Origin of the sequence: Mycobacterium marinum, from assembly GCF_003391395.1 — a bacterium.
GTDB lineage: Bacteria > Actinomycetota > Actinomycetes > Mycobacteriales > Mycobacteriaceae > Mycobacterium > Mycobacterium marinum.
This window is the reverse complement of sequence record NZ_CP024190.1, coordinates 3,336,105-3,354,602: the sequence shown is the minus strand read 5'-3', so window position 1 is coordinate 3,354,602 and position 18,498 is coordinate 3,336,105. Positions and strand designations below refer to the sequence as shown.

The window sequence follows — 18,498 nt, the reverse complement described above, 5'->3', positions numbered from 1 at the left end:
TGCCCATCGGGCGTTCTCGGCAGAAGGCTAATATACAGTACGGTAGCGTTCCTTCGGGTCGCATTTGCTGCGGCGCGTCTCCGGCGAGGGGATTTCGGGACGCAATGGCGTGTCCCGGTTGGCGTGGCGGTAGCGATACGCACCGTTAGCGCGGCAGGCGGGAGGTGCGGCCCAGCTGGCCGGCAGCATCGGCACATTTGGATCGCCATCGTGGTTGGCGGCCACCGCGACCAACCCGCCGGGATGGGCGAGAGTCTCCCCGTCGGCAATGCCGGTGAGCCCCATCATCCCGGCACCCCTATCGCTCACCCCGGCCGACGCCGGCCGGGTTGTGGTCACTTGTCGAACCGTCGGAGATCCAACCGATCGCCGGGCCGGCGTGTCTTTGGGCGCCTTCGGATCTTCGTCCGTGCGCGACTCGGCGGCCGCGTCCTGGACAACGCGCTCTTGGTCGCCGACCCCATCGGAACGGAGTGAATGTACACGACAGGAGTGGTTCTCCTGGTGGCTGTCTTGTCACCCCGTAGCACCGCTTTGACCAGTCGGTTTGCCTCGTGGCGGCGTGTCAGCTTGCGAATCTGGCCGGCGATGCTTGCATCCGGTGACGTGACTGTCGGGCTGCGCTACTGCACCGGCGGATCGCCCGGGCAAGAACCTGTCGGGATCAACGACCAAACACCTCGGTGGGCCGTCGAATTGTGTCCGTGATCGCCACGACTATTTGCGCCCGTTGATTGTCCCGGAGGATTTCGCAAGTGCCGGTGAAGTGAACCCAGTCGTGGCCGGTTCCGATTACCGGAAAAGGCCGGGAACCCGTTATCGGAAAGCGGGTGAATGGGCCATTGCCGACGGCGAGCTGGTCGGATTCGGGGCACCCGCGGGCGATGCGTGCAACGGCCATTGAGCTGGCCGCACGCTGGTCGGCGGCCGGTACCGTCCGCGTGACGTCCGCGAGGGTGGACGAGCGCAAGGCTGGTGCGACGATTTCGTCCCGGGCTGGGCGGAATGACCGCCATCGTCTCTACCACGCGAAGCCGGCTTTTGATATGGGAGAGAAACTTGCAGGTTGCGAGGTTCTTGTTGGGTCTTGGGCCACCATATGGTTCGGTCGCGCACCCGCAGCGCCTGTGAGTGGATAGTCGGAGTAAGCCGTGGCTTCCTGGTTCTGTGCATTGCGCTCACCCGCGAACCCGCCGGGGCCGGCGGTGCCGATCGTCCTCGGTGGCGAGGGCGGGCACTCGGCGGTGATTTACACGACAATTCGCCCGTAATTGCGGGAGCGGTCACACTTGGCACAGTGAATTTCCTGCATGTTCTCAGGTGTTGGCCCTGGTAATCGTCCTGATCCAGAAAACCTGCTGGCTAGTGGTCCAGTCCGTCGTAGAATTGAGCAATCGTCCAGCAAAGCTGGGACGGGGTGTGCGGCGACAGTCGCGCGACGAATCAGTTGGTCGTTGGACTGCAAGGGCACGAACGATTCGTGCAGCGCACAATTACACAGGAGCGTGCAAATGGATCCCATGTCACACGACCCGGCCGCAGGCGACATTGGCTCTCAGCTGGTCGACATCGGTACCCAGGGCATCAGTGCTGGTACCACGGCAGCGATGACTGTGCTGACCGGTTTGATCCCGGCGGGAGCTGAAGAAGTCTCGGCGCAGGCCGTCCTGGCCTTTGCTCAGGAGGCGGCCACGATGTTGGCGTCCAATGTGGCGGCTCAAGAAGAGTTGATGCGGACCGGCACCGCGCTCAGCGACATCGCGCGCATGTACGGAGACGCCGATGACGTTGCCGCGGACGCCTTGACCTTCCGTGGCGCGGCAATGTCCAACCCCGCTGCCGCGGGCAGCTCTGGTTTTGCAACTGGTGCGGGCCTGCGCGCCGGCGCGTTTGCCACCGAAGCGGGACCCGCGGCCCAGCCGCTGGTGTCCCAACTGATTGGGTCGCAGTCCTCGCCGATGGCGGCCGCGGCCGCCAACGCGGGATCATCGGCGATGAGTGGTGCCGCGCCGATGGGCAGCGGGATGGGCGCAGGCTCGTCGGCAGGCGGCGCATCCAAGCCAGGGCTGGTATCAGCCACCGGGCCCGCCGACGAGGAAGAAGAACGTAAGGACTCCGCGGCTGCGGGCGAACAAAACGGGCTGGCGGACGTGGGCCAGCGAGAGGACGCGAGCGGCTCTCACCCGGTCGAACGCTTGATGTAGCGGGCCATCGGCAACCAGCGCGGGGCCGGCGCACTGTTGTGCGCTGCGGTGGTGAGTTCAAGACCGTCGCCAAGCCGTCGAGAATGCTGCGCTGGCCCACAGACACTTCGGGGCGCCGGTCTCCTACGCTTGCGCTGTGACGTGCTAGTCCCGGAAGCGAAAGAGAGGCTGTTGTGACCGACCCCGACATGGCCACAATCCTGCGGAACATGAAAGTCCCGGTGCGGATGACCGGCAGCCAGGCGCTTCGTGACTTCTTGCTCATCTACGTCGACGATGAAGAGTCGCTGGCGACCCCAGAACGGCTCAAGCAGTTGAACGGCCTGCTGATCCTGTCCCACCTCGAGGTCGTCAATGCCCTCGGTGCGATGGAAGCGGCGGCCACCGAGCAGCATGTTGAGCGATTCCGCAACGAGATCAACAGGAAGTTCCGCAAACGCAGATGGTGGTAACGGGCTCCGCGCCGCCGCGAGATCGCTAGGCGAGGATTCGGCGGACGCGTCCCACGCTCGTCGTCGTACGGTGAAGTGTGCATTGGATCATCGACGGCATGAACGTAATCGGCTCGCGGCCGGACGGATGGTGGAAGGACCGCCACGGCGCGATGGTCGCGCTTGTGCACAGACTCGAGCGTTGGGCATCGGAGCAGGACGGAGCCGGCGGAAAGGACGTCACCGTGATATTCGAGCGGCCTCCGTCAACGCCGATCTGCTCGTCGGTTCTCGAGGTAGCGCACGCGCCCAAGGCGGCGGCCAACTCGGCTGACGACGAGATCGTGCGCCGGGTCGCAGCGGAACCGCAACCGCGCGACGTTCGGGTGGTGACGTCGGACAAGCTATTGGTCGAGCGGGTCACAAAACTGGGTGCATCAACCTATCGGGCGGAAAGTTTTCGTGACCTCATCGATCCGCGTGGTGCCAAGCATGGGGGCGAGCGCTGAGGCCGCGTTCGCCAGCGGCCCGGGTGGTCAGCGCCAAATTGGCCTGCTAGATCCTGTTTATCCGCCGGTCGTTGCTGGATAGGATGGCAGCCATGGCGCATCGCAGTTGGCCGATTGCCTTGGCAGCCGCCACAGTTGCCCTGGGCACGATCCCCATGGGTATGGCCACGCGAGCATATGCCGCGCCGGCACCAGAAGTGGAATACGTCTACAACGTGATGGTGCGGCGCCACTACGATTTTCCGAACAATGACGCGATCGGCTACGGACACGGGATCTGCGACAAGGTCAGTGGCGGTCAAAGTTACGCCCAGGTGATGGGTGACGTAAAGAATGATGTGACCCCTAACGACGAGTTCGCGGCCAACTACCTGGTGTCCTACGCGGTCAATCTCCTTTGCCCCGAGCAAGTCTGGCAGCTGCGGAACTCGGCGGCGAACTACCGGCCACCGGCGGAGTAACTCGAGACCCAACGTTGGCGCCGGTACGGCAGCCGTGGGCAGAAGTGCGAGTCAACTTCTGAAGGTGTTGCACCCCTAGCCTATTCGGGTGGCATGGCGGGCGGCGGGTAGATCCCGCGCAGAATCCAGGGAAGCCAGTTGATCCCGTATTCGATCTCGTCGCTGGCATCGTAGTCAGGGCTGGGGTCGATCGGAACGTTCTCGGGCAAAGCCACCGGTGGCGGCGGCTCGGTTGGCGCTGTAACCGGTGGTGTCGCCACCGGGCGGTCGAGCTGTCCGTATATAGCCACCACGACCGTGCGATCCGGGCTGTTCTCTGACCACACCCCGATTTCGGTGTTGGCGCAATCCGACATGATCGCGAAATACGCCGGGTTGTAATACCACTGGTTGAGCAACTCCACGCCGCTGATCGCCAGGGCAGGATTGATGGCCACGGTTTCGGCGACTTGGCCGTGGAAGCCGGCGGCGCTGGCGCGGTCGGAAGGTGCGGATCCGTCAGAACCAATGTCGCCATCGAGGTCGCGGTTGTTCAACACATCGAGGGTGTGCCATTGCGCGGCCAGCTGCAGCTGCGGGTTGATTCTCACGTCATTGGTGCAGCCGGCTTGATGCTGGACGGTGTAGACATTGGCGACCACTCCGTCATTGAGCCGCTTGTTGTCGGCGCGCGCCGCGGGCATGCCCAGCGCAGCGCCGGACACCATGGCGACCAATGCGGACAGAATCAGGTATCGGTGTCGCATTGTCGTCTTCCTTCCCATGCTGGCTCTTCGTGACCGGTCCGCCCCCTCGTGTCTGGCCGACTCACACCGGGTCAAATCGCGAAATCAGCCACCGCCCGTCGACCTTGTCGAGGGTGACCCGAACGCTGGATGCGGTGCTGGTGGGCGGGTCCTGGCTCACGATGATGGTCTGGTTCACAAACAGCAGAGCGATCGCGTGCTCGCCGGTTGCCGACACCGAGGCCGCGGCTGGCACGGTGGCCACCGCAGAAATATCCTTCTGTTTGGCCCCCGGGATGACCACATCGCGGGTCAGCGATGTGTAGTCGCTCAGGAATGCGCCGGTCAATTTGGCTCGTGCGGCCTCGATGTCACTCCGCACGGTGTCAGGCCGGTAGGACAGCAGCGCGATGGTCCCCGCGGTGGCGGCCTGGACGGATTCCGCACGTGCCTGTGCCGCATCGCGAACGGCGCAATCCTGCCACTTCGCAAACCCGGTTCCGCCTGCCAGCAGGAGCGCCAGGGCGGGCAGCAGGCCGTAGGCGATCACCGGCCACCAGCGAAGTCGACGCCGCACCACCGCCGGTGGTTCGCCGCTGCCCGCGGTGTCGGTGTCGCCGCACTCGCCCGCGCCGGGCCGGCTGACGGCGGTCACGGTACGAATCCGACCTTGGCGGCTTTGAATCCGTCGTCGACCCTCTCGAGGGTGATGCGTATCCGCCATATTCGCGGCATCGGGTCGGGTTCACCGCCATTTGAGGTCTGCACCGAAACCGCCACCAGCGCCTGGGCCGTGTCGGCTGTCTCCGACTCCAGTCCGGCCTCGGTTACGGTGCCCACCGTGGTGGCCTTGGCCTGCCGCAGGACCTCGATGAAAGGCTTTGAGCGTTCGGCGAAATCGTCGTAGAACTCCCCCGTCGCGCTGTCCAGAATGCGGTGCACGTCGGAATCGCCATGTTGCCAGTCGATGGTCGTCAGGTTCAGCGCAACCTGCCTGGCGACTCGCAGAGCTTGACCCTGTCGGGCTTGCGCCTGACCGGCTAGATGAACGCGAAATCCAAACCACCCCAGTGGCGCTGCCAATGCAACAACCACGGCCAGGCCGAAGAGCGTGGCGCGCAGCGGCGCGGACCGGTGCTTCTCGGCGGCGGAGTCCGCGCAACGGTGTTCGAGTGCTTCGTCTGGGGGCGGTCCGGGACTGGTCACCACGCTCATGAGGCCCTCCGTTCCATCGAGGTGATCGTGTGCACCCTTGGCTTCAGGGCACCGGTGGTGGCAACAGCATCGATTGCCATGTCTGGTCTTTCGGAGCGGTTTGGGCCAGGTCGGACCGGGTGTACTGGCGGCCGTCCGGTCCCGTGTAGGTGCCGGTGGCCGGGTCGTACTCGGCGGCGGCGATGGGCGGCGGAGGAGCCTCCCCGGGCCCAGCGGCGGCAGGCGGCGGCGGGCCGGGTGGGAGTTGTGGGATGTCTTGGCCGGAAAGGGTGGAGTTGGGGTCGCCCTTCCAGTTGTAGCCGTCATTGAGCGGCGCGTACTGTTCGTTGCTCTCGCACAACTTCACCGTTGGTGCACGCTTGCCGGGAACGGTTTCGCACGGGATATTGCGCGCCCCACGCACATTGAGCGGCGAATCCTGCGGCACCCGGCAGTACAGGTCGCCGGCCGGACGGTTCGGGTAGTCCTCGAAGGTGGGGACTCGCTGCTGCTGGGCTGGCAGGAATCCGGTGGAGCACGGCGGTGGCAGGTTGAGGTTGAGGTTAAAGCTCAGATACTGGCCGTGGTAGGCCTGTTTGGTGTTGACGTTGGCCAGGATTCCGGCTTGTTCGGCGCTGATGGCCATCGGGAACACCACCAGCAGCTGCTCGATGTCGTTCTGGTAGGCCAGCGCGACCTGGCCGACGCTGACGAGGTTGGCAAGCAGGATCGGCAAGGTGGTTTGCACCCGTTCGAGCAGTGAGTTCACCTCGTCCAATGCTGGGCCGCCATTGTCGATGGTTGCGGCGACGGCTTGGTCGTGGGTCTGCAATTCGGTGGTGACCGCGGCCAGGTGCGACGCCCATCCGGCTATCGCATCCGAGCTATGGGTTTGTGAATCCAGCACCGGCGGGGTCTGGTCGATCAGTGCGATCAGCGGGTCGAGGTTCTTGCGCGCGTCGATCGCCAGGTTGGAGGTGCCCGTGATCAGACGGGAGAGTTCGGGACCGAGGCCGCCGACGGCCGTGTACGACTCATTGATGACGGTTTGCAGGTTCTCGTGCGGGATGGCTCCCAGGGCGGTGTTGGCCGCGCTGAGCAGGGCGTTGATGTCGGGCGGAACCGAGGTGTTGACCAGTCTGATCACGTCGCCGTCCTTGAGCGGGGGTGAGGTGGCGTTGCGGGGCAATAACTCGACATAGGTTTCGCCGATGGCGGTTTGGCTATGCACTTCGGCTTTGAGGTCGGACGGAATGTCGATGCCCGACTTCAGCGACAGGACGGCCACGACCCCGGTGTCGGTCAGCTGCACCGACTCCACCCGGCCCACTTCGGAGCCGCGATAGGTGACATTGCCGGAGCTGTACAGCCCACCGGACTTCGTCAGCTCCATTGTCACCGTGTAGCGGCCGACGCCGAAGAGCATGGCCGGCAGTTTGGCGAAGTGCAGGAACGTGATCGCCAGTACGCTCAGCGCGATTACGGCGAAGATGGTCAGCTGAATCATGACGCGGCGCTCTAGATGCATCTAGGGCCCCTGGTCCCAGTGGTACGGCACGGTGAGTGGATTGCCTGGGTTTCCGCGGTATCCGGCGGTGCACGGGCTCGGGAACTGACCGATGGTGCGTCCCCACTGCAGTTCGAGTTCGGTGAGGTGGCATTCCCAGCGGGTGCCGGTCAGTAGCCCTTGGTCTATTCGACTCAGCGTGAGGTCGACGATCGCCGTCAAGTTGGCGTAATCACCACGCTGGAAGTTCTGGAACGTTTCGTTCGGAAAGGGAAAGGTCGCCAGCAGTGATAGCGACCGGGTCAGGCTGGGTCCGGCGTTGGCCAACGATTCCAAAACCGGTCCGAGCTGCCGCAGTTCGCTGACCAGGTTGGCCTTGGTCTTGTTCACCGAGTCGGCGGTCAGGGCGCTGAACTTGCTGAGCTGGTCGGCTGCCGTAACGAGCTTGTCCCGCTCGTCATTGAGCACGGCTAGGGCGTCCGGAATGGTGGCCAGCGCCCGATCCAGGACGGGCTGCTGTTCGGCGAACTTTCCCACCAACCGGTTCAAGCTCTCAGTGGCTTCGATGATGTCATCGGATTGGTCGTCGAGGGTCGCGGTGAAGCTATCCAGCTGTGCGATCAGGCTGCGCACATCGTGCTCGCGCCCGCGGAATGCGGTGCTCAATGCCTCGGTGATGTCTTGGACTTGGCCCAACCCGCCCCCGTTGAGCACCAGCGACAGCGCCGCCAGGGTCTGCTCGGTGCTCGGGTAGGCTCCGCCGCGGGACAGCGGAATCAGCGATCCCTCGCGCAGCCTGCCTTGCGGTGCATCATGTTTCGGGGCAGCCAGCTCGATGTGATAAGAGCCGAGCAGGCTGGTGGTCCCGATCCGGGCGGTCGCGTTGGCCGGCAGCGCGACGCCGGCATCCAGCCGGATCGTCACCAGCGCGTGCCAGCCCTGGCGCTCGATTCTTGCCACATGGCCGACCGTCACGTCGGCAACCCGCACCCTCGAGTTCGGCTGGATGTTGTTGACGTCCGGCATCTGCGCCTGGATGACAAACGAACCCGGCCCGTTGCCCTCGGTGCCCGGCAGTGGTAGCGAATTCAGACCGCGCCAGCCGCAGCCGGATACTGCGGCCAAGGTAGCCATCGTCACCAGGACTGTGGCCAGACGCAGCGCCACCCGGCGCCGGTGGCGGACGCGCATCAGCCACCTCCCGGCGGGACCATCATGCCGCGTAGCCCGGCGGCGGGGTCGGGTTCCACAGTCACATCTGCTGGCGGTTCCGCAGGCGGCATATCCGGCTGCGGCGGAACGTAGTCCGGTCTCATCCAGTCTTCGCTGTAGGTGACTTCGTTGGGCCGGGCCTGGGCGCCGACGAACAGGTTCTCCCCCAGCGGGGGAAAGTTGTATTGGCGGTTCTTCAGGATCGGAGCCAGATATTGCACGCAGAGTTTGGCTGCCTGTTCGCCGCCCAAGCGGGAGGCGGACTGAATTGCACCGCACAGAAAAGAGATTGGGTTGGCGAAGTCGTTGGCGGCCAGCGCGCCGGTGAGCGCCCCGTTGGCCGGTTCAAAGATGTTGTTGAAGTTCTGCAGCACCGTGGGCCCGATGTGCAGGGTCTGCTTGATGTCGTCGAGGCTGGCCACCAGCGCGTTGCTGATCGACGCCAGCTTGTCTGAGGCGGTGCCGACCGCCTCCCGGTTCTCGGCGGCGAAGCTCTGCACATCGGCGACCACCGCGTTGATGTCTTCCACGGCCTGACCGACCTTGTTCGGATCGGTGGCCAGCAGCGAGGAAACCGCGGCGAGGTTGTGGTTGAGCTGCTCGAGCAGGTCGGCACTGTCGTGCAGTGCAGACACCAGCGTGGACAGGTTTCGTACGGTGGAGAAGATGTCATTCCGGTGATCGCTGAGAGTCGAAACCGTCTGTGAAAGTTCGACAATCGCGTCACGAATGGTGGATCCCTGGCCACGTAGATTGTCCGCGGCGGTATTGATGAGGGCACCCAACGTGCTGACGCCGCCCGGCTCGGTGGGCTTGAGCAACTCGGTCAGTCGTTGTAGCTGGTTGCGTAGGTCATCCCACTCCACCGGCACCGCGGTGCGCTGCTGCGAGATGATCGCGCCGCTGGCCATGGTGGGTCCACCTGAGTAGGGCGGGGTGAGCTGGATCGCCCGACCCGTCACCAATTGTGGCGACAGGATCGCCGCCTTGGCGTCGGCGGGAACCTTGTACTTGCGGTCGAACCAGAACGAGATCTTGGACCGCAGCGGCTGCGGCTCGATCTTGACTATCTTGCCTACTGGCACGCCCCGGATGAGGACGTCGTCACCGGCGAACACCCCGTTGCTGTTGTCGAAGTAGGCGACCACGAGCGTTCGGGTCGCGTCCCCGGCGGTGCGCATTGCCGCGATCACTCCGGCGACCAACACCAGGATGAGTGTGGTTGCCAGCACCGAGCGGGTCCGCCGCAACCTCGTGGTCATGACGGACCACCCGGCTGCGGGGCCGGCACCTGGACCGGTCCCGGGGTGGACGCCAAGCCCGGCGGTGCGACCGCGGGCGGCCCCGGTGGTGGGCCCCCGGGCGGTGGAGCCGGCGGTGGCTCCCGGTATGGGTAGCGCGGATCGCCGGGGTTGCCGGTAATCGCGTCCGGCAGCGTCAACCGCGGCTCGCCGCCCTGACCGGTGCGCGGGTAGGGCATCGGCAACGGCGGGGTGCCGGGTTGCCCAGTGGGCGGATCGGTCAGCTGCGAGGGCAGCAAGGTGGCCGGGTCCAGCCCCAGATCGGAGAATGCGGCGCCGATGAACGGTTGCACGAACTGGCCCGGTAGCAGGTTGACCACGTAGGCCTTGAAGAAGGGGCCCGAGGACACCGATTCGCCGAGTGACATGACGTAGGTGTTGATCAACGGAATCGCTTGCTGCAGGCGTTCTTTGCGAGCCTCGACAATGTCGAGCACCCCGTTGAGTTTGTCCAGCGCCGGCCGTAGCTCCTGGCGGTTGTCGGCGATGAAGCCCTTCAATTGCCGTGCTACCGCGGAGATGTTCGCCCAGATCTGGTCCAGGGCCGCACTTTGGGTCCGAAGCTGCACCAGCAGTGCATTGGTGTCGCGTACCAGGCCCGCGATCTGATCGGTGCGGTTGGCCAGCACGCCAGTGGCTCTGGCCGCGTTGTCCAGCAGGCTGCGCAGTTGCACGTCACGCTGGTTGAGTGTTCGTGCGAGGCGGGCCACTCCCTGTACCGCGTTGCGGAAATCGGCCGGGGTGTCGGCAAATGTCTGCGCCAGGGTGTCCAGTGATTCGGACAGCTGACCGGTGTTCAATCCGCTGATGGTGCTGGCCAAGTCGCCCAGCGCGTCGGGCAGCTGGTAGGGCGACATGGTCCGCTCGACCGGGATCGGGCCGGTGAGATGGCCCTCTCCACGCGGTATCACCTCGACGAACTTGCTACCCAGCAGGCCTTTGGTCTTGATAGCCGCCTCGGTGCGCTCACCGAGGCGGATGTTCTTGTCGACCTTGAACGTGACCCGGGCGCCGGGCTCGTCGAGCTCGATACTGGACACCTTCCCGACGGGATAGCCGGAGACCTCGACCGTGTTGCCGGTCCGCAACCCACCCACATCGGCGAAGTATGCGCAGACGCTGGTGCCCTGGTCGAAGAACGGGAGCTTCTGGTATTGCAGGGCACCCCCCACGACGCCAGCGGCGGTAAGGATGCCCACAGTGCCGACCAGCAGTAGGTTGCGTTCAGCGAATGACTTCATTTCGGCGTGCACCGACCTGTGGCCTGACCGGCGACCTTGATGTACACCGGCTGCCCACCTTTGCCGTTGACCTTCAGCACGACGTCACACAGGTAGAAGGCGAAGAAGTCACCGTACATGCCCTGCCGTACCAGCGCCTGGTATCTGTCCGGCAACGTGTTGAGCAGATTGTCGAGGTAGTCATGATCGGCCAGCGCGATGGTCGCGACCCGGTCGGTCTCGTGCAGCGCCTTCGAAAACGGTGCGCGGGCTTGCGAGAGCAAGTCGGCGACCGATCCGGCCGCGGCGTTGGTGTATGCCACCGCGTTGGATATGTCGGTTCGGCGTGCGGAGAGCCCCGCAATCAGCTGCGACAGCGACGCCACGGCCTTGTCCAGCCGGTCGCTTTGACCCCCCAGCGAACCCAGCACCACGTTGAGATTGGTGACCACCTGACCGATCAGCTGATCCCGATCGGCCAATGTGTTGGTCACGGCCGCAGCCTGGTCCAGAAAAGTTCCGATGGTGGGGCCCTGGCCCTGAAATGCTTGCAGCAGTTGGTCGCTCAGCGCATTGACCTGGTGGGGGTCCAGGGCGCGAAACAGTGGCCGGAAGCCGCCGATCAAGGCGTCGAGATCCAGTGCCGGTTTGGTGTTGGCCAACGGAATTGTCTGACCGGGCTTGAGGATCGTGAGCCCGCCGGCTCCTTCCTCGAGTGCCAGATAGCGGTCGCCGAAGAGATTGTCGTAGCGGATCACCGCCTGGGTTCCCTGGGTGAGGGTGACCGAATTGTCGGCGGTGAACTCGACTTTCACGGTCGCATCGGGATTGATGGAGATCTTCTCGACCTTGCCGACCTCAACCCCTGCGATGCGGACCAGCTTGCCTTCTCTGAGGTTGGAGACATTGCTGAACTCGGCGTAGTAGGTGTTGCCGTCGCCGAAGCGCACCTGACCGAAGACAGCGACCAGCAGAAAGGCGGTCAGCGCGCAGACCGTCAGGAACACGCCGAGGCGGATCACGACGCCTCTGAGGTCTTCCCGCATTGCTACTCCCCTGCTTGTCTTGATTGGCACGCACCGGCGCCGCCCTGGTGCCGTCCCGGTGCCGTCATGGGTCTGTCATGGTGATGGAGTCCCCGTCTCCTGCTGGGGTGCAAGGGGTTCGGGTATCGGTGCGGGCTCAGTGGGAGCCGGCGGGACCCCCGGCCATAGCGGCACCCCGCCAGGGCCGTACAGCGCGGCTCCATACGGCGGCCCCCCGGGGTTGGGGCCGATCGCCGGCCCCGGCAGGCAGGGGCGCACCGAAGGAGGCTGGGGCACAGCGCGGGTCACGGGCAAGTAGTCGGCCCAGCAGGGATGCCCGATTCCGGGGTTGGGCCGGATGTCGAGTCCGGTTCCCCAACCGGTGTCGGTGACGAGCTGACGCACCGGGAAGTTCTTGGTCGCATCTGGCAATGATCCGCAGCCCGGCGCTCCGCTGGGGCCGCCTTTTGCGGCGACGAGCGGCAGGTTGTCGGGAAAGACATAGGGGTCATTGCCCAGCAGCAGTGCGACATCGAGCTGCAGGGTGCGGCCGTCGGCGCCACCCCAGGCCGCATAGCCGCCATTGTCGAGGTACCACTTGGTGCCCTGTAGCAAGCAGGTGTATTCGGGGTTGTACTTGAGTAGCAGATTCGTGGTCGGCTCGAGGATATTGATCGATGTGGTCAGGTTCTCTCGGTTGTTGGCGAGCAGATTGGTCCCGGTGTCGGCCAAGCCGATCACGTTGAGCAGCAGGGAATCCAGCGACCTCGCGTGGTCCACCACGGTGGTGCTGGTGGTGCTGGCCGCATCGAGGATCGTCAAGATGTCGCGCGCGGCCGCGTCATAGGTGTTGCTGAAATCTCGCAGCGACCGCCAGTTCTGGCGCAGCGTGTCCCGACGTGCATTGAGTGCCTGCAACACCTGGTTCAGATCGGTGGTTGCCTGACCGATGCGTTCCCCCTGTCCGCGAACGCCTTCGGCCACCGCGCTCAGCACGGCGTTGAGCTTCAGCGGATCGATCATGTTGAGCAGGTCGACGACGTTCTCGAAAACGGTGTTGATCTCGGTGCTGACGTTCTTGGAATGCAATACCGCCCCGGCAGCCAGCCGAGCGCGACTCGGGGTCGGCGGTATCACCAGGTCGACGAACTTCGCGCCGAACGCGGTGGTGGCGCTGATCTGCGCCTCCACATTGGCAGGGATGTAACGGATCTGGTCGGGGTCGATTTCCAGTTCGAGACTGGCGCCATGGTTGCTGTCGATCTGACGGACCCGGCCGACCTGCACCCCACGTAACATGACCTTGGCGCCGGCGTCCATCACCAGCCCGGATCGTTCCGAAGTCAGGGTGACCGCAACATACGGTCGCAAGGTGCCGGTGAAGGACACGGTCGTCACGAGGATGGCCGCGACGATCGCCGCGAACAGGATCACGGTCCACCAAGCATCGTGCAGACGGTGTTTTCCCGGCCCGCGACCCATGCCACTAGCTCGCCAGGTGGAAGTTGGGTGACTGGCCGTAGATGGCCAGCGTCATGATGACGATTGCTATCGAGGCGACGACCATTGACGCGCGTACGGCCCGGCCGACGGCCTCGCCGACCCCGGCCGGCCCGCCGTGCGCGTTGTACCCGTAGAAGGTGCAGACCAACATGATCATGAGTGCCACCACGACGACTTCGAAGGACGACCAGAGCACGTCGGTGGGACGCAGGAACGTATTGAAGTAATGGTCGTACACACCGGACCCCTGGCCGTAGATGGCGGTGGTGCCAGCCCGCGCGGCCAGATATGCGGTGATGAGTCCGACGCAGAACAACGGGATGGCCACCACCACTCCGGCCAGCACCCGGGTGCTGGCCAAGTAGCTGACGCTGCGGATACCGATCACCTCGAGCGCGTCGATCTCTTCGTTGATCCGCATCGCACCCAGCTGCGCGGTGGCGCCGGCGCCGACGGTTGCGGCCAGCGCGACCATGACGGTGCCCGGCTGAATTTCGCGAGTATTGAAGAAGGCCGACGCAAAGCCCGTCAGTGCTTCCACACCCACCGACGCAAACTGGTTGTAGCCCTGCACCGCCACGATTGCGCCGGTCGTCATCGCCAAGAACCCGACGATGACGACCGTCCCGCCGATCACCGCGAGCGTCCCCGCGCCAAAACCCATCTGCGCGATCACCCGCAGCAGCTCGCTGCGATAGTGCATGACCGCATCGGGGATCCCGGTCAGCGTGGTGACATAGAACCGCATCTGTGAACCCAGCCGATTCCACTCGCGCACCAGGCTTTTCGCCGTGCGTCGCAGGCGATGGCGGGAGCTTCGCGAAGCGCTGACTGTCATGGTTTCACCTCACGACACCATGAACGGGATGCCGACGGCGGTCACGACGATGTTGATGACGAACAGCACCACGAACGCGAAGACCACGGTCTCGTTGACCGCTCTGCCGACGCCCGCCGGACCGCCGCCCACCGATATGCCCTTGTAGCAGGCGATCAGCCCGGCCATCAGCCCGAAAAGGGTCGCCTTGATCATCGAGATGACGACGTCGACCGTGTGAGTGAGTGTGGTGAGTCCGGTGACCCACGCACCGGCCGAAACATGCATGAGGAACACCGAACACAAGAATGCCCCGATGAGTCCCGTCGCGATCACCAACGAACTCAGCGCCAGGGAGACGGTGGTGGCGGCCAGCACTCGGGGAACCACCAGAGCCTGGATCGGGTTGATTCCCATCACCCGTAGCGCATCGAGTTCCTCGCGGATGGTCCGCGCACCCAGATCGGCGCACATTGCGGTGGCGCCCGCGCCCGCGACCACCAGGACGGTGACGATGGGAGCGCTCTGGTCCACGGTGAAGATCGCGCAGCCGGTGCCGGAGAAGTCCGCGGCGCCGATATCGGTGAGCAGCACGTTGAAGAGGAACCCCGAGATCACCGCCCACGGGATTGTCATCAAAACCCCGGGGAGCGTGGATACCCGCGCCACGAACCAGCACTGGAGTAGATATTCACGCCATGCGAACGGCGGCCGGAACATCGACACGAACGTGTCGAGCGTCATGGCGAAGAAGTCGCCGAGCGCTCGGACCGGCTTGGTGACCGACCCGGCCAGCGGACGTGCGACCGGGTCGGCTACCGGATCTGCTACCGGGCTGGCCGCCCGATCGGTCAGAGTCACCATGGTGTCGCGCACCATCTGGCATTGATGCCGAGGCCTCGGGTGGGGTTGCTCACGCTGACCATCCGGACAGGTCGAGTTGGACGGGTGACATCGGTGAGGGTACGCGGCACAAGCTGCACATGTCCATAGACAATACGCGCCTTTGAAGCCGCAGTATCCGCAAATATCGAAGCGAGATGCCAGTTATGGCTACTGATGTATCTTGCTAGTACCCTAATGATAGGCGCGCTTGAGGGAGATTGAGTGTGGCGGATGTCCGCGGCGTTCGCGCGCTCTGGGCAGGTGCTGACTTCGCCGTCGAATGCGGCGCCGGGCCACATCCCCTCAGTCCGACATCAGCTCGAGCGCCCCCGACGGGCACAGTTTGACCGCATTTCGCACCCGGCGTTCTTCGTCGGCGGGCACCTCATGGGCGGCCAGTACCACGATGCCGTCGGCGTCCTGATCGAAGAAGGCGTCGGCCGTCATTACGCACATGCCGGTCGCCATGCAGATCTCCCGGTCGGCGGCGACCCTCATGAGAAGGCCTGCAGGGTGAGGGCGGAATTCATGAAGTCCCGGAAGTGCAACCAGCGACCGTCGCGCAACGTGATGATGTGCGCGAACTCCGATTCCCATTCGTGTCCGGTGGCCAGCCGCCGGAACCGCTGCCGGCCCCAGGTCGCGAGATCGTCACCTTGCGCGATGAACTTCCACGGCTCCATCTCGACGATCTCGATCGCCTGGCCAACCTTGGCGAAGAATGTCATCGCCTCGTCGATGCCGCGGTAATCGCCCGCGTAGGGGATCTTTTCGGTCCCGTAGTAGGTGATGCGCACGTCGGGGTCGAGGTGGTGCAGCGCGGTATCCAGGTCGCCGGCCGGCACCGCGGCATAGATGGCCTTGGTTGCCTCGATGTTGCGCGACTCCCGTGACTCGGTGGTGACCGTCATGACAGGTGCAGGGGTAGCCGGACAAATGCGTGGGTCAGCAGGCTGGCCGTCTGCTTGGTGCCGGGGTCGTCGGTCAGCGCGATCTTCTGATAGCGATCCAGCACGGCGTTGAGGACGGCGAGCACCTCCAGTCGGGCCAGTGAGGCACCGAGACAGAAGTGCAGGCCATGCCCCAGCGAGAGCTGCTGGCGAATGTTCGGCCGGTCGATGTCCAATCGTCCCGGGTCGGGGAACACGGCGGGGTCGCGGTTGGCCGAGCCGAAGAACAACGCGACCCACTCCCCCTTGCGGATCAGCTTGTCGCCGACCTCGACGTCGCGCGTGGCGATGCGGAATAGGCGCTGTGGCGGCCCGTCGAGCCGAAGCGTCTCCTCAACGAAAATGTTCAGCAAGGTCCGATCGGCGCGGACGCGTGCCTGCACCTCGGGCTCTCGGGCCAGCGCGTGCAGCAGATTTCCGATCAGGAATGTCGTTGTTTCGCTACCGGCTACCACCAGCGTCACACAGAACCGGACGATCTCTTCGGGGGTGAGCCGCTGCCCGTCCACCTCGGCGCGCAACAGCGCCGAGATGAGGTCTTCGGCATCCTCAACGTCATCGCTGGCTTCGCGTTCGGCCAGCCGGGCGGTGTGTTCGGCGAGCCGGGTGGCGAAGGTGCCCACCATCTCCTGGTTGCTCGCCATGCGTTCTTCGGGGGTGAGCGACGAGGACAGCATGAAGGCGTTGGCCCACCGCCGGAACCGCACGTGGTCGCCATCGGGCAGGCCCAGCAGTCGCACCATCGCCCGGGTGGGAATCTCGGCGGCGAAGCCCATGACTTCTACGACCCCGTCCGGTGAGCCGTCTTCGGCCCCATCCCGAGAATCCTTTTCTAGATCGTTGAGCAGCTGCGGGATCAGGTCATTGAGCCACCCCTCCAGTCGCTTGACCCGGCGCGGCGAAAACGCCTGGCTGACCAGTTTGCGTTCAACTTCGTGCTTGGGCGGATCGGTGTTGACCAGCATCAGGCTCGGCGCCGACGACGCCTCCTGCAAGGGATCGCGGGACGAGAAGGTTGCCGCGTCGCGCGCCGCGGTAAAGACCTGGTCGTAGCGGAACAGCGCCCAGGCGGTAACCGGTTCGTCGGCGCCCGGGACGGTTCCAGGGGGCCAGTCCCGATACCCCGCAACAGGCGAGAGCCCTCTGAGTTCGTCATAGAGCGGATAGGGATTGGCGATGCCTTGCGGGGTAGTCAGAAGTTCGACGGCTGGCACCGTCCCTGAAACGGTCTCGGTTGACATGTCATCCAGCCTCTGACAACCCCGGTGGCAGGTCGATCCCCCGTTGGGGAGGACTCTTGCCCCCGTAGGAGGGGAGTTTGGGCTTTTCGCCGCGACGGGCCATCCCGGAGAGGACAGTGGGAGGGGTGATCGATGCGGTCGATATGCCCGATCCCCCCGCATTCCCCACGTTGGCCGACGACGAGCACCCCGGCTGGGCGTCGCGTCCGATACGGGAAAGCGATGCCACTCGTCACTATCGGGAAGCGTTCGGCGATTGCAACGTCGATCCCACCGACGACCCCATGGCGGTGGTTGCCGAGGCCATCGACGTCAACGCCGCCGCGGTGCGCCACGCCCTGGAGTCCCTCGGTGACGTGCATGCGGTCAACGCCCTCGAAACGCTGTTGGATTTGTCCTCGCTGGAACGGGAGATGATCGAGGACGGTGCCGCACGCCGCACGCTGGCGCTGTTGCAGGTGCAGGAGGCCTTGAGCAAGCTGCGCGCCGTGGACGACGTCGCGATGATTGTTGACCGGGCGCCGCGTGAACTGGTGGAGTCGTGCGGGTTCGATCGTGCTGTGCTGTTTCGAGTGCACGAAGGCCGAATGGTGATGGAATCGGCCTACTTTGGGGAAGACCGTGAAGGTGCGGAGAAGATGGTCGCCTTCGCGCAATCGGTGGCACCGCTGTTGGATCACATGCTGATCGAAACCCAGATGATTCGCCGGCACGCGCCCGCGATCGTGCGCGATGCCCGCAATGATCCGCGGGTGAATCGACCGATCGTGGACTTTTCGCTGACGCATTCCTATGTGGCGGCCCCGGTGATGCCGACCGGCAAAGTGATCGGTTTCCTGCACGCCGATCGGTTGTACTCCGGGCGCATAGTCGACGAGATCGACCGAGACACGGTGTGGGCGTTCGCCGAAGGCTTCGGATATGCCTATGAGCGAACGGTTCTGCTGGAGCGCATGCGGCGCCAGCACGCCGAGGTGCGCAGTGCGCTTGCGTCCGCGGACGAGGCGGCGCGCGCTCTGCAGGATGCCGATCTGGACCTGCGCAAGATCGAGCCGGTCGAACGTAGCCCCGCGGCACGGTCGTTGGCCGAGGTGCAGACGCGAGTGATGGCCATGCTGACCCGCCGGGAAGTGGAGGTGCTGCGGCTGATGGCGGCCGGCCGCACCAATCAGCAGATCGCCGACGAACTGGTGATCTCGGCCGGCACGGTGAAATCTCATGTCAAAAGGGTGCTGCGGAAGCTGCATGCGACGAATCGGGCCGAGGCGGCCTCGGCGTACGTCCGGTTGGCCAGCGTTCCCGAAGTTGGTTGA

At 64.8% G+C, this 18,498-nt stretch carries 20 protein-coding genes; 5 read left to right on the top strand and 15 right to left on the bottom strand.

What is annotated here, in order from left to right:
• Positions 1-27: 27 nt before the first annotated feature.
• Positions 28-339, bottom strand: a complete 312-nt coding sequence (locus CCUG20998_RS14115; protein WP_036455688.1) for a PPW family C-terminal domain-containing PPE protein — start codon at positions 337-339, stop codon at positions 28-30.
• Positions 340-1,511: 1,172 nt separating this feature from the next.
• Here CCUG20998_RS14115 and CCUG20998_RS14100 point away from each other — a divergent pair.
• The 4 genes from CCUG20998_RS14100 to CCUG20998_RS14085 all read left to right on the top strand — a co-directional run bounded on the left by CCUG20998_RS14100 (position 1,512) and on the right by CCUG20998_RS14085 (position 3,605).
• A complete protein-coding gene (locus CCUG20998_RS14100) occupies positions 1,512-2,204 on the top strand; it encodes a type VII secretion system ESX-1 target, MMAR_2894 family (protein WP_012394593.1) in 693 nt (230 codons plus the stop codon).
• Between the two features lie 173 nt (positions 2,205-2,377).
• Positions 2,378-2,656, top strand: coding sequence for a hypothetical protein (locus tag CCUG20998_RS14095; RefSeq protein WP_020729132.1), 279 nt, complete (start codon positions 2,378-2,380; stop codon positions 2,654-2,656).
• 77 nt (positions 2,657-2,733) lie between these two features.
• Positions 2,734-3,144 (top strand): NYN domain-containing protein, encoded by a 411-nt coding sequence (locus tag CCUG20998_RS14090; protein WP_012394591.1) that lies wholly within the window; start codon positions 2,734-2,736, stop codon positions 3,142-3,144.
• Between the two features lie 92 nt (positions 3,145-3,236).
• Complete coding sequence (locus tag CCUG20998_RS14085) at positions 3,237-3,605, top strand: DUF732 domain-containing protein (protein ID WP_020729130.1); 369 nt, start codon at positions 3,237-3,239, stop codon at positions 3,603-3,605.
• A gap of 80 nt (positions 3,606-3,685) precedes the next feature.
• Here the strand turns inward: CCUG20998_RS14085 and CCUG20998_RS14080 are convergent, their stop codons facing one another.
• From CCUG20998_RS14080 to CCUG20998_RS14015, 14 genes are all read right to left on the bottom strand, one after another.
• Complete coding sequence (locus tag CCUG20998_RS14080) at positions 3,686-4,351, bottom strand: CAP domain-containing protein (protein WP_020729129.1); 666 nt, start codon at positions 4,349-4,351, stop codon at positions 3,686-3,688.
• 61 nt (positions 4,352-4,412) lie between these two features.
• Positions 4,413-4,907: a hypothetical protein gene (locus tag CCUG20998_RS14075; RefSeq protein WP_373145616.1), complete on the bottom strand. Its 495-nt coding sequence runs from the start codon at positions 4,905-4,907 to the stop codon at positions 4,413-4,415.
• A gap of 74 nt (positions 4,908-4,981) precedes the next feature.
• Positions 4,982-5,545 (bottom strand): hypothetical protein, encoded by a 564-nt coding sequence (locus CCUG20998_RS14070; protein ID WP_020729127.1) that lies wholly within the window; start codon positions 5,543-5,545, stop codon positions 4,982-4,984.
• 43 nt (positions 5,546-5,588) lie between these two features.
• The gene (locus CCUG20998_RS14065; RefSeq protein ID WP_020729126.1) at positions 5,589-7,052 is read right to left on the bottom strand and encodes an MCE family protein; all 1,464 of its coding nucleotides are present in this window, start codon (positions 7,050-7,052) and stop codon (positions 5,589-5,591) included.
• Positions 7,053-8,165 (bottom strand): virulence factor Mce family protein, encoded by a 1,113-nt coding sequence (locus CCUG20998_RS14060; RefSeq protein WP_373167509.1) that lies wholly within the window; start codon positions 8,163-8,165, stop codon positions 7,053-7,055.
• Between the two features lie 56 nt (positions 8,166-8,221).
• On the bottom strand, positions 8,222-9,505 hold the full coding sequence (locus CCUG20998_RS14055; protein WP_020729124.1) for a virulence factor Mce family protein: 1,284 nt from the start codon (positions 9,503-9,505) through the stop codon (positions 8,222-8,224).
• Entirely contained in the window at positions 9,502-10,785 is a 1,284-nt protein-coding gene (locus CCUG20998_RS14050) for a virulence factor Mce family protein (RefSeq protein ID WP_012394583.1), read from the bottom strand. Before CCUG20998_RS14050 ends, CCUG20998_RS14055 begins: the two co-directional genes overlap by 4 nt.
• Entirely contained in the window at positions 10,782-11,810 is a 1,029-nt protein-coding gene (locus CCUG20998_RS14045; protein ID WP_020729123.1) for a virulence factor Mce family protein, read from the bottom strand. The genes CCUG20998_RS14050 and CCUG20998_RS14045 overlap by 4 nt, the downstream gene beginning before the upstream one ends.
• A gap of 75 nt (positions 11,811-11,885) precedes the next feature.
• Positions 11,886-13,271, bottom strand: a complete 1,386-nt coding sequence (locus tag CCUG20998_RS14040; protein ID WP_036455686.1) for an MCE family protein — start codon at positions 13,269-13,271, stop codon at positions 11,886-11,888.
• A gap of 4 nt (positions 13,272-13,275) precedes the next feature.
• Positions 13,276-14,130 (bottom strand): ABC transporter permease, encoded by an 855-nt coding sequence (locus tag CCUG20998_RS14035; RefSeq protein WP_050674544.1) that lies wholly within the window; start codon positions 14,128-14,130, stop codon positions 13,276-13,278.
• Positions 14,131-14,139: 9 nt separating this feature from the next.
• Positions 14,140-14,973 carry an MlaE family ABC transporter permease gene (locus CCUG20998_RS14030; RefSeq protein ID WP_085981917.1) on the bottom strand — a complete coding sequence of 278 codons (834 nt, stop codon included), beginning with the start codon at positions 14,971-14,973 and terminating at the stop codon, positions 14,140-14,142.
• A gap of 324 nt (positions 14,974-15,297) precedes the next feature.
• Entirely contained in the window at positions 15,298-15,492 is a 195-nt protein-coding gene (locus tag CCUG20998_RS14025; protein ID WP_011740769.1) for a ferredoxin, read from the bottom strand.
• Positions 15,489-15,905 (bottom strand): nuclear transport factor 2 family protein, encoded by a 417-nt coding sequence (locus CCUG20998_RS14020; protein WP_012394578.1) that lies wholly within the window; start codon positions 15,903-15,905, stop codon positions 15,489-15,491. The genes CCUG20998_RS14025 and CCUG20998_RS14020 overlap by 4 nt, the downstream gene beginning before the upstream one ends.
• The gene (locus CCUG20998_RS14015) at positions 15,902-17,185 is read right to left on the bottom strand and encodes a cytochrome P450 (protein ID WP_036455685.1); all 1,284 of its coding nucleotides are present in this window, start codon (positions 17,183-17,185) and stop codon (positions 15,902-15,904) included. Before CCUG20998_RS14015 ends, CCUG20998_RS14020 begins: the two co-directional genes overlap by 4 nt.
• Positions 17,186-17,301: 116 nt before the next feature.
• Between CCUG20998_RS14015 and CCUG20998_RS14010 the strand changes: the two genes are divergently transcribed.
• Entirely contained in the window at positions 17,302-18,498 is a 1,197-nt protein-coding gene (locus tag CCUG20998_RS14010; RefSeq protein WP_020729119.1) for a LuxR C-terminal-related transcriptional regulator, read from the top strand.